At 48.6% G+C, this 12,035-nt stretch carries 10 protein-coding genes; 6 read left to right on the forward strand and 4 right to left on the reverse strand.

Features of this window, described 5'->3' with window-relative positions:
* Positions 1–113 precede the first annotated feature (113 nt).
* From G395_RS0104775 to G395_RS30965, 6 genes are all read left to right on the forward strand, one after another.
* Positions 114–1,556: an ABC transporter permease gene (locus tag G395_RS0104775; protein ID WP_026629027.1), complete on the forward strand. Its 1,443-nt coding sequence runs from the start codon at positions 114–116 to the stop codon at positions 1,554–1,556.
* A complete protein-coding gene (locus G395_RS28565) occupies positions 1,553–2,944 on the forward strand; it encodes an ABC transporter permease (protein ID WP_051349988.1) in 1,392 nt (463 codons plus the stop codon). Before G395_RS0104775 ends, G395_RS28565 begins: the two co-directional genes overlap by 4 nt.
* Positions 2,937–3,632, forward strand: coding sequence for an ABC transporter ATP-binding protein (locus G395_RS0104785; protein WP_026629028.1), 696 nt, complete (start codon positions 2,937–2,939; stop codon positions 3,630–3,632). Before G395_RS28565 ends, G395_RS0104785 begins: the two co-directional genes overlap by 8 nt.
* A gap of 69 nt (positions 3,633–3,701) precedes the next feature.
* Complete coding sequence (nhaA, locus tag G395_RS0104790) at positions 3,702–4,907, forward strand: Na+/H+ antiporter NhaA (RefSeq protein ID WP_035360390.1); 1,206 nt, start codon at positions 3,702–3,704, stop codon at positions 4,905–4,907.
* A gap of 101 nt (positions 4,908–5,008) precedes the next feature.
* Positions 5,009–5,377, forward strand: a complete 369-nt coding sequence (locus G395_RS0104795; protein WP_035360392.1) for a response regulator — start codon at positions 5,009–5,011, stop codon at positions 5,375–5,377.
* Positions 5,378–5,582: 205 nt separating this feature from the next.
* The gene (locus G395_RS30965; RefSeq protein ID WP_051349989.1) at positions 5,583–7,052 is read left to right on the forward strand and encodes a serine hydrolase domain-containing protein; all 1,470 of its coding nucleotides are present in this window, start codon (positions 5,583–5,585) and stop codon (positions 7,050–7,052) included.
* A 51-nt stretch (positions 7,053–7,103) separates the two neighbouring features.
* Here G395_RS30965 and soxC read toward each other — a convergent pair whose 3' ends face one another.
* From soxC to G395_RS28575, 4 genes are read right to left on the reverse strand one after another with little or no spacing between them, the layout of a single operon-like run.
* The gene (gene soxC, locus G395_RS0104805; RefSeq protein WP_026629031.1) at positions 7,104–8,348 is read right to left on the reverse strand and encodes a sulfite dehydrogenase; all 1,245 of its coding nucleotides are present in this window, start codon (positions 8,346–8,348) and stop codon (positions 7,104–7,106) included.
* 2 nt (positions 8,349–8,350) lie between these two features.
* Entirely contained in the window at positions 8,351–8,989 is a 639-nt protein-coding gene (locus G395_RS0104810) for a c-type cytochrome (RefSeq protein ID WP_026629032.1), read from the reverse strand.
* Positions 8,970–10,619, reverse strand: coding sequence for a hypothetical protein (locus tag G395_RS0104815; protein WP_229203988.1), 1,650 nt, complete (start codon positions 10,617–10,619; stop codon positions 8,970–8,972). The genes G395_RS0104810 and G395_RS0104815 overlap by 20 nt, the downstream gene beginning before the upstream one ends.
* A gap of 24 nt (positions 10,620–10,643) precedes the next feature.
* Positions 10,644–12,020, reverse strand: coding sequence for a hypothetical protein (locus G395_RS28575; RefSeq protein ID WP_051349990.1), 1,377 nt, complete (start codon positions 12,018–12,020; stop codon positions 10,644–10,646).
* Positions 12,021–12,035 lie beyond the last annotated feature (15 nt).

The following is a 12,035-nucleotide window of genomic DNA, read 5'->3' on the forward strand; positions in this document are numbered from 1 at the left end:
AGGAATGATTTGATTTACTAACTTGCAACATCGTTGCACAAACTTTTTGTACATCAAAAGGTATGCTATGATTTGTGAAACCGCCTCAGCAGCGAAAGGACGAATATATTTATATGATGCATTTAAATTTCATTACCATTATCGCCCGGCAGGAATGGGCGTCTGTCTTCCGAAGTAAAATCCCGCTGGCCCTTTTTACCGTATTACTGATTGTGTCTCTCCTGGCCACCTTCACGGGATGGCAGTATGTGAGCAAGTTCAATACCCAGCAAAAGGCTGCTCATGAGCAAGTCCACGATCAATGGATGAGCCAGCCCAACCGACACCCGCACCGCGTTGCGCATTACGGCTATATGGTTTTTCGGCAGAAATCGCCGCTGAGCTTCTTCGATTTTGGCCTCGACAGCTTTGTGGGGAATTCTGTCTTTTTGGAGGCTCACCGGCAAAATACGGTGAATATGAGCGAAGCAGGCTTTTCCAACGGGATGCTGCGTTTTGGGGAGCTGAGTATGGCCATGGTTTTACAGCTGCTCGTTCCACTGTTTATTATTTTCGTTGGCTTTCAGACGGTAGCGGGGCTCAAACAGAATGGTGTGCTAAAAATACTGTTATGCCAAAGGGCGTCCTACCTGGATATCCTGATGGGAAAAACAGCAGGATTGACTGCCGTAGTCTGGGTTTTGTTCCTACCCTTGCTGCTTTCGGTCCTGATCGCCGGCAACCTGCTCATTGACGGCCAGATCAGCCAGGATGCCCTGGTACGCATTGCGCTGCTGACTACTGTATATGCTCTTTATTTCCTGATCATCACCATGCTGGTTGTTATCGTGTCGGCGATGAGCAAATCCTCAAAAAGTGCGTTGATGGTCCTTGTCCTCATCTGGATGCTCTTTTTTATAGTCATTCCAAAAAGCGCACAGACATTCGGTGGCAGCTTCTTTCCTGCACCGGACAAGATCGCTTTCGAGCAGGCGATCGAAGCGGATGTGAGCAAGCAGGGTGACTCACATAATCCCGACGACCCGCATTTCGCCAATTTGAAAGCCAAAACATTACAGAAATACGGCGTGGATTCGATTTCGGCCCTGCCCGTCAATTATGGCGCGCTGGTGATGCAGGAAGGGGAAAATATCACATCCCATATCTTCAACAAGCATTTTGATCACCTGATCGGCATTTACCAATCGCAGAACGCGGTGTCTACTATATTAGGCTTTGCCGACCCGTATCTGGCGATCCGCAATATTTCGATGAATTTGTCAGGCACCGACTTCGACAATTTCACAGCATTCCAGAAGCAAACGGAGAAATACCGGTTTGAGAAAACAAAGAAGCTCAACGACATTCATTTGACGCAGATCAAATTTCAGAATGACAGCAAACAAAAAGTGAGCGCGAAAAACTGGCAGCAACAGCCCGACTTCGCTTTTAAGCCCGTAACGATCACCGAAAACCTCTCTGCCGGCAAGTTCAGCCTGGGTGCCTTATGCTTCTGGATCGTGGCCGCGTTGGCCGCTTTAACTTACATTTCTTCCAAACGCAAATATCAATTATGAAAACCCGGCAAAAAGTATTGCTCCTGGAAGCTAAAAACTTTCTGTTAGGAAGTAACGTGCTTATTGGCGCGATCAACCTTCTTCTTTTTGGCTTTTACGGATTTTATCATGGCAGCCAGGTGATTGGCCGTCAGCAACAGACCATCGCTTCCGTACCGGCGGTGCAAAAGCAACATTTACAGGAAATCGTTGCGCATGGAACGGGAAAAGCCGTTGGTACAACGGCATACTATCCATTTTTTTACACCGCCAATCCTGCCTCTCCATGGGCCAGATTCTCCATTGGTCAGCGCGACGTAAACCCTTTTACATTGAAGGTAAAGATGCTGGCCATTGAAGGGCAGCTTTATGATTCGGAATTGACCAACCCGCTTACCTTGCTGGTCGGGAACCTGGATGCATCATTTGTATTTATATTTCTCTTTCCATTGCTGATCATTGCATTTACCTACAATGCGCTCTCCGAAGAACAGGAAAACGGCGTCTGGAAGATCGTCAGGACCACCAGCGACAGCATTGGTGCAGCCATAGCGGGTAAAATGCTGATCCGGTTTGGAATTGTTACAGCAGTAGCGCTTATCGTATTCGGAGCCGCAGTCGTGACATTGCACCTGCCCCTTTCCGTCCCGACATTTCAGCTTCTGGCGATGGTCATGCTTTATGTGTTGTTCTGGTTTATAGTCGCTTTGCTGGTTGTTGCCCTTGGTAAAAGTTCTGCCTTCAACGCAACCACGCTCGTCTGCATCTGGATCTTTCTGGCTATTCTTTTTCCCGGGATTGCCAACATCGCTGTCAACAAGCGCATACCCGTGCCTGAAGCAGCGGAAACGGCCATCCGGCAACGGGAAGGTTACCATGCCAAGTGGGACGAACCCAAAATGCCGACCATGGAAAAATTCTACGCCGTGTATCCGCAGTATCGCAAATACCCGATTCCGGAAGATAAGTATTCGCCAGGCTGGTACTATGCCATGCAGTTCTCCGGGGATCTGGAATCGGCTCATTCTTCGGAAAAATTATTTGATAAACTGATGCAAAGGCAAACATGGTCAGAGCACATCGCTGTATTTAATCCTGTTATCGCCGCCCAGCAGTCTCTCAATAAGATCGCCAATACGGACCTTACCAGCCACATTCGCTATTTGCAATCGGTTAAAAACCATCACAGGCAGGTGCGCGAATATTTTTACCCTTTCATCTTTGAAGGAACACCCACGGAAAGTATTAATTGGAGCGGTTACCCGGCTTATCAGCCAACCTCATATGTCAGCGAACCGGTCGTTAATGGCCTGGCGGCGATTTTCGTATGGGCTGTGGGCTCATTGGTAGCAGCGCTAGTGCTTTTCAAAAGAAATTTTATTCAAATTAAAGACATTCAAAATGCTTGAAGCCAGAAACCTTACCAAAAGATACGGGAACCATACAGCCTTAAACAGCCTTAACCTGAGTATCCAGCCAGGCGAGATTTTTGCGCTGCTGGGTCAAAACGGAGCCGGGAAAACCACAACTATCAATTTGTTTCTGGGTTTTATTGAACCCACGGAAGGAACCGCATCGATCGATGGCATATCCGTTGCAGAGCATCCCCAGGCGATCAAGCAATACCTGGCTTACATTCCCGAAACTGTTATGCTCTATCCAAATTTGACCGGCATCGAAAACCTGCAATATTTCTCATCGCTGGCCGGTTTTGATTACTCCAAAAAAGAGCTGGGCGGATTACTTGCAAGTGCCGGCCTGCAATCGCAGGCATATGAACAAAGACTGGCGGGATACTCCAAAGGAATGCGGCAAAAAGTCGGCATTGCCATTGCAGTAGCCAAAAAAGCCAAGGTTCTGCTTCTCGATGAGCCTACCAGCGGGCTTGATCCGAAAGCATCCAATGAATTTTCTCAGATCATCCAAACCCTCTCCAAGAATGGAACCGCGATCCTGATGGCAACGCATGATATTTTCAGGGCAAAAGAAGTAGCCAGCAGGATCGGTATTATGAAAGAAGGAACTTTACAATCGGTGCTTGATGCTTCCTCAATCTCTGCCAACGAGCTGGAAAGTTTGTATCTCAAAACAGTTTAACAAAACAAAATAGTCTAACACTGTTCAATTTGGGTGCATTTCTAAGCCATACTCACTAGTTTTACGGCTATGGCACAATTGATAAACATCCATTCGTTTAAGAAATTTTTTCAGTCGAGCTCCATCGGCGGTTTCATACTGATCATTTGCGTGATCATTTCACTGTTTATAGCCAACTCCGGCGCGGGACCGGGATTTGAAGCATTTCTGGCTAGGGAAATCGGAGCTGATCTGGGCAGCATTCACTTACGCTACCCTATTCTGCTATGGATCAATGACGGGTTAATGGCCATTTTCTTCCTTTTAGTAGGCCTGGAAATCAAGCGCGAGATGGTGGAAGGTGAACTTTCATCTTTCAAAAAAGCCTCTCTTCCGATCCTCGCAGCCATAGGCGGCGTGTTGGCGCCTGCACTGATTTATTATGCATTCAATGCCGGCACGGAAACGGCTGGCGGCTGGGGCATACCCATGGCAACGGACATTGCCTTTGCCATTGCGATCATTTCCATGCTTGGAAAGCGTGCGCCGTCGTCCCTCAAAGTCTTCCTTTCGGCGCTGGCCATTGTCGACGACCTGATGGCGATCCTGGTCATAGCCATTTTTTATTCCTCTGATATACATTACACTTACCTTTTATACGCGTTTGGGATCTTCCTATTCCTTTTGTTGCTAAATAAGTTGAAGGTAAAAAGCCTCGCGGCATATCTTATTCCCGGGCTATTTATCTGGTATCTTATTCACCACTCTGGCGTACACGCCACTATTGCGGGTGTTTTGACCGCATTTGCAATTCCCACAACCCCGGACGCAACCGAGTCCCCGCTGGAAAAACTCGAACATTTTCTCGTCAACCCCGTCAACTTTGTGATTATGCCCATTTTTGCCCTGGCCAATACCAACATTCAGTTTGAAGCGGGTATGCTGGAAGGATTGACCACCGTACTTGGCATCGGAATCATGGCCGGGCTTGTCATAGGAAAGCCCGTTGGAATTACCATTTTCTCCTGGGTTGCAGTGAAGCTCAGGATTGCCAGAATGCCCAATAACGCCTCCTGGCTCCATATTATAGGCGTCGGAATGCTGGGTGGAATCGGCTTTACCATGTCCATTTTCATTGCGCTGCTTTCCTTTGCCGGCAAGGACCTGATCCTTTCAGAAGCCAAATTTTCCATTTTAACTGCCTCCATCATTTCCGGAATAATCGGTTACATCTGGCTGAGCTCACTAGACAAAAAAAACAAAAAAACCGGCTTATCGCCTGCTGAGGATCAATAATCACCCGTTTGTTGGCACACTATTAATATGCATCCGCGAAAGCAGGATATCTGCTTAACGGACACACGAACGAGATTATGGGAGATAAAAAATTATTTGTCATGATTGATGATGACACAGACGATCATGAAATATTCAGCATGGCGCTATCCGAGCTTGTCAAGCCATTGAAATGTCTTTTTTTCAAGGATTGTGAGTCGGCCGTCGCATATTTCAGCCAGCAGTCGGCCTCTGCGCCCGGATATGTGTTTATTGACCTCAACCTGCCCAGGATACCTGGGGACGAATGTCTGGTGCACCTGCAAAAGTTGCAGGAATTCGACAGCCCCCGCATCATCATTTATTCCGGCCCCATCCCGGAAGAGTGGCGGGAACGTTTTAAGCAAATCGGTGTTGACCAGTTTATCGAGAAGACCGGTTCAATTCCTGAACTGGTTGGTGAGCTGAAACAATTGACCGCGTTGGATTAAACACGGCCGGGCCAGTTTTTGCTGAGTGTTTCCAGTCCGTCCATCCGCGGCATATTTACATCCAGCAAAATCAATGCAGGAAAATCAGGACTGCTGGTATCGATAAGTTCAAAAAAATGCTGTCCGTCTGATCAGGTCACGTGCATACACGTGGCAACTAGATTACGCTGGACAACAACATCGAACCGAAACAAATAACGTTATTATGCGGAAAGTGATTTACAAATGCGCGATAAGTCTGGCTTTGCTGTCATCGGCTGCGTCCTGTTCATCAGACGAGTCAAAACTTACCGGCATCTGGCATACCGAACTGGAAGCCATACCCCAACTAAAAAGCGCATTTGATCTGGAATTGAATCACGATTTTTTCGGGGATAAATGGAGCGGGCGGTTCGAAATTGCCGAAACCATGACCGAAGGAAACTTATCCAGTGTAAATATTGATGGCTCCAAAATAACGCTTGATCTTGGCCAGGGCGCCATGTTCAAAGGCAATCTTGCAAATAATAAGCAGGAAATATCGGGTGTACTCCACGTGCCCGGCATCGAGAAGCAGACACTGCGTTTTACCAAAATAGAAAAATGGTCATCGCAGCGGCCCGCAAGGAGCGACAGGGATAATCAACCTGTAAAAATCTGGGCATATCAGGCGCCCCCGGAAATTCACGACGGATGGAAAGTTGGCACGGTCAACACATCAACCGAAGCTTCAAAGCCTTTGAGGGATCTTTTTGAGAATATCCTGAAAGGTAATTTTAATGGGCTCGATGCAATCCTGGTTGCCCGGAATGGAAAATTGTTGTTGGAGGAATACTTTTATATGGGCGATCGGGAAAGGATTCACAGTATACAGTCGTGCACGAAAAGTGTGACCTCGCTATTAATTGGTATTGCGCATGACGATGGCCTTATCAAGAATCTCGATGCGCCTGTGAACACCTTTTTTCCGGCTTACGGGGATTCCACAAAACAAAAAATGCCTCCGTTTACTCTGCGCAATGCATTAACCATGTCAGCAGCATTGGATTGGCGTGAGGATATTCCTTATTCAGATCTGCGAAACGATGCAGTCCTGATGAACCAGAGTAAGGATATGTTTCAGTATGTTTTATCTAAAAAACCTGACCCAACGGTCCGACCAGGAGAAGTATTTGAATACAACAGCGGACTCTCCATTTTGCTGGGAGGTGTTATTGCCAATACAACCGGAAAACCAGCCGATCAATACGCAACGCAAACGCTCTTCAAAGATCTGGGAATAAACAAATTTACCTGGACCGCTATGAACGGGCAAATCCATACAGGCGGCGGACTGTTCATGAAGCCGCGGGATATATTGAAGTTGGGCCAGCTGGTGCTCGACGAGGGAAAATGGAATGACAAACAGATTGTTTCAGCATCCTGGATCAAAGAATCCACGGCATTTAATTTACCTGTAAATAAGGCAAACAAGGAGTGGGGATATGGATATCAATGGTGGCGTGGCGTGCTTCGGGCTGAGAATAAGGTATTTAAAACAATATATGCAGCAGGATATGGAGGCCAGGTGCTGTGTGTCATTCCGGATCTGGACCTAGTGATTTTGACCTTACACCACAATGCAACCGAAGGAAACGGCAGACGGAGTATTTTATGGAAGGAAATGGAAACCAACATCCTCCCTGCATTCAAATGATTGTAGTTAAGTCGAACCAACAACCGCAAGTAACAGAAGCAGCCCTACCCATCAAGTCGCTTTAAACAAAACCTGTCCGTCCTTTTGCACATACCAGGCCGTTACGGGATTGAAATGGTAACCCATGTTACCGCCTCTTGCTGCTAATAATTGTTTTAGAAAGGGCTGGACGTAGCCCGTTTCGTCTACGGCACGGCTCATGATCTCAGTGGGGTTGCCGTCCCATTGCCAGAGATGCCTGAATGCCGTAATTGCTTTGTCGAGAACGGGTTCCTGTAACGCAGCCGTTTTCCAGCTTTTTCCTGCATCCGTACTCACTTCCACCCGCACGATTTTGCCTCGACCGCTCCAGGCAATGCCTCGTATCTCGATCCAGCCTGCTTCTACTTTGGCCGGATAGCTCGGGTAAGTGATCACAGACCGGGCATCCATAGTGAAGCTGAATTGCCTTATTTTTCCGCCGGCAACCGTTTCCGTGTACTTGGAAGTTTCCTCACGGGTCATAAACGGCGCGTCCGAAAGCTCCATGCGGCGCAGCCATTTGACGCTTGCATTCCCTTCCCATCCCGGAAGGAAAAGCCTTGCAGGGTAACCTTGCTCGGGCCGCACAGCCTCGCCATTCTGCGCATATGCAATGATGGCGTCATCGAATCCTTTCCGGACGGGAACGCTGCGTGTCATCACTGCGGCATCGCCTCCTTCGGCCAGGAACCAGCTTGCTTTTGGGTTCACACCCACTTCCCGAAACAAGGTCGAGAGCTTCACGCCTGTCCATTCGCTCTGGCTTACCAGCCCGCAAATCTCCTGCGGCCGGAGCTTCCCATCATTACTGCCGCGATAATTGCCCGAACATTCCAGAAAGGCAGTCCGCGACACGGACGGGAAACGTTTGAGATCAGCCAGGGTGAAAACCATTGGCTTATCGACCATGCCGTGAATGACGAGTTCGTATTTGGACGGATCAATGGCGGGAACGCCGCCGTGATGCCGTTCGTAATGCAGGTCAGACGGTGTTATAGTGCCGTATAAATCTTGTAAAGGTGTACGCGAAGAAGTGTCCGATGGTGTCTTGACCGGCTTTTCAAATGCCGACCTCGTCCCTAATGTTCCGGGAGGCACACCCGGCACTTTGGCAGGGTCGTCGCTAATGCTTTCGGCTTGGGTAAGCGCTGCCTGAAACGCCTTCCCCTGCGCAGTTTGCACCAGCACAACAGTCGCCGCAGCCGCCCCGGCAAGGAGATTTCTGCGGCTGATCTTGATTCCTGCAGAAGCGTTTTTATCGTCTCTTTTATCCATTATTATCTGATTTCCGGCCCGTCCGTCCGGTCGTCCGGGACGAAGTTATTTCTTGCCGGCATTTTTACTTTTGGCAGGTTCTTAGCATTCAATGTTACTTTTTCATCCCATAACCCATTGGCATTAAGCAAAAAAGCAGTGAGGCTGTACACTTCCTGGTCGGTCAGGGAACCAGGTTGGTTGAAGGGCATAGCACGGCGGATGTAATCAAAAACGGTTGTGGCGTATGGCCAGTAAGTGCCAATGGCTTTGATCCGCTTTACGTCTGTGCGCCTGGCATCACCTGTGGCGCCCGTGCTTTTGCCAGCAGAATCCGGCGCTGCTACGAGGCGGTCATTGGGACCTTCGGTTCCGGTTGCTCCGTGGCAGGCTGCACATTTTAATGCATAGATTTCACGGCCCCGTAACACATTGCCCTCGCCCGCAGGCAATCCCTTTCCGTCGGGCGAGATGTCAATGTCCCATGCTGCAATTTGTATTGCAGAAGCCTTTTTACCGAAGCCGAAGCTCTTGGGCCAGTCGAGGGTGTCGCTGGCATTTTTCCTAGTTTTATCAAAATGATTTTCACGCTTCACAGCGGCCACCAGCAAGAGCATGGCCAGGATCGGCCATATGCCGTATCTAATCGTATTTTCCCGCATTTAATGTACTTTTTGCCAGAACGTAAGGCCTCTCAACCCTATCCAAGACTACGTAAATCGAATCTTTATTTTCATTGATCCCGCTTAAAATCACGCGAGAGCCGTCTTGTGTGGTGTAACTCAAAATCATTCGGTTGCGCTTGTCGCGGCGGGGCTTTGCTGCAAATTCCTTATCACGCCTGGCCGAGTAAGCAATGGGATCAATCATCTTATTCTCATCCCCGATACGCGCCAGCGCGGCTTTGCTGATCCAATTTTTATCCGCACGATCGCCTTCGCCGCGCGCCTCTTTGCCCTTTTCAGCACGGCTTGGTTGCGGTTTTTGCTCCTGCCCTACTCCGTCCCTGGCGCCGCCTTTCGCATATTTATCTCTTAAATACAATGTATGCGCAATGGTGTCTGCAAGATAATGATAAACCCGCTGCCCTCCGGCCGTACCCGTAAGTTCAAATGTGCGTCCGATGTCGCGCATTGGTGCGCCGCCGCCATTGGAAAGATCCAGCGGTTGCGGCTTGTTCACCTTGAAAGTCAGCGTAGTCCAGTTCTCGAAAGTAGCCCATTGCCACCGAAGAGTGTCTGTGGGTGAATATGGAATGGTTTGATTATTGATTTTGAATTCCGTCACATTGTAATTTCCCCGCAATGTCTTCACTCCGGCAGTGGATGGCTGCTTGTAAGGATCGTATTTGAAATTTATATATTGTAGATAAAATAAATGCACTAGAAATAAGGTGAATACACTGATTTTCAACGCATATCGTAAGTATTTTCCGTCCTTTGAAAAGGACGGGAATGTGTTGTCGGGGGTTGTGAAGCGTTCCAGGACGATCAGGTTCCAGAGTTTTGGGGTGTCTTTGATCAGTAGAAATGCGGCTAGCAGCACGAAGTAGGAACTGTAAACATGCACCCCGCCGTCGTAGGCGAAGTTTACATAAACGATGTCTCCAAGTGCACCCAGCAGAAGTATTGCACCCAATGTGGTTGTGCCTCTGAAAAAGAGCAAAATCCCGGCGGCAAGTTCTACGACGCCTGCAAACACCTGATACCAGGGCACAATGCCGACCGAAAGCCAATAAATTTTCTGCAATGTGAAATCACCGAAATTCGTATTCAGCAACCCCAGCGAAGGGTATGGCATCTGCGTAGGGAGCAATTTGGTGAAACCGAAACCAATGATGCCGATCCCCGCCCGGTAACGCACCACCACCCGTAGCCAGTAGTAAAGCAGATTGTAATTGGCCGGCTGGGGCTTGCGCAGCCGGTCTATCCCCGTCCAGATTAGGCCGACGACCGTTGCAGCGAAGAATGTGATGATCCAGGTGGCATAACCGTTAAGCGGACTTCCGAACAGGGTGCGGCCGAAGAGATCGAGACCGCTGCCGAACCTGGCAATGTCGTACACATCGCGGTAATGCAGCCGCGTCCATTCAAAATTGAACAGCGCCGTATACCATTCTGCACTGTTCGGAATGCTCATGGCGATGAAGAAAACAAAAGCGATGCGGAACAGCGTTTTCTGCCACTCGGGCCACCTTGCCGATCCCGCACGCTCTGGTTGCACGTCCACAGGCCTGGTCTCTTCAACCACGGGCAATTCTGTTGCTGTATTTAATTTGATCGTTGACAACATATTCAATTCGGTTTTGACCAATGATTAAAGTTTGAATTCTCCACGGCGTCCCACTTTCTGAACTTCCTGGAACAAGTATTTTTTATTGATTTTTTTCAAAGCCACATACAGCGAGTCGTTTGATTTGCCCACCCCCGAAAGCAGGATCGTCGTGGAATCGGGCCGGGAGTAATGCAATGTCAGTCGGTCCGAAGCATCCACTTTGTTGGTCAGTTTCAAAGTTTTTGATCCCGGATCATGCTCGTAGCTGTAATAATGTCTGCCTCCCGAGCCTGCCTGCTCGTAGTTCCGCCTGGCGTCATCAAAGTCAATGTGCTCAACATTGGCTGAATCGATAATTGCCGGTGGCGATGAGCGGATGCTCAATGTGGCCCAGCTCTCAAAAACAACATCTTTCCACCTCACCTTATCGAGCGGCGAGTAAGCAAGCGTGTCGCCGTTGAGGACAAACTGCTCCACATTATAAAGCCCCGCGGCTTGGGCTAACCCTGGCTTGGTTGGGTATTGATAAGAATAATTGTGATATCCTGCATAACTTTTATATCCATAAATGACCACGAAAAACAGGATAAATGCCGATTTAATTGCGATACGAGCCTGTTTGACATTATTTTGGGTAAAAACAGGTTTGAAACGGTTCGGAAAAGTCGGCTTTCCGAGCGTAAGCAAATTATTGAGCCGGTTGGCATCGAAAGCAAACAGGAACAATGCCAATACGATCAGGTAAAAACTATAAATGTACTCCCCGCCTTCATATGCGAGATTTGAAATAAACACATTGCCAGTAAACGGAATAATGATCAGCGTGGCCAATGTGGTGGTACGACGGTGCAATAAGAGCAAACCGCCGGCTAATTCAACCAGACCCAAAAATGACTGATAATCAGGCACAACGCCCAGGCTTAATGCAAATAATTTCCATGCGCTAAAATCGCCATAAGCCGTGTTCAGATTGCTCAGAGAAGGCGGCGGCGCCTGTAAAGGGAAAAATTTGATAAAACCATAGGCAATCAACCCCGCCGCGAGCCGGTAACGCACGATCACGCGCAGCCAGTAATAGAGCTGGTTGTATTCTTTCTTGTCCTTATCCCTGTTGCCCCAAACAATGCCTCCCACGATCGCAATGAGTAAGATCACCGCCCAGTTGGCCCAAGTGTCCGGCCCCGAGAAAAAGCGCGGCTGATACCTCGAAAGCTCAAAAATATCCCCATAAGTAAGGGCGAGCCAGTTTATTTGAAAAACCTGGCGATAGAATTTCCAGTCAAGCGGAACGCATTGAATGATAAAATAGATGAATGCAATGCGGAATAGCACTTTTTCAAACGGCTTCCATTCACCGGGAGCAGAAGCCACGGCCCCGCCGGAGCGGACCTGGGCTTCATAAATAGCTGCGCTGGACATAGGGTTTTGATTTTG

This window comes from Dyadobacter alkalitolerans DSM 23607 (assembly GCF_000428845.1).
GTDB classification, from domain to species: domain Bacteria; phylum Bacteroidota; class Bacteroidia; order Cytophagales; family Spirosomataceae; genus Dyadobacter; species Dyadobacter alkalitolerans.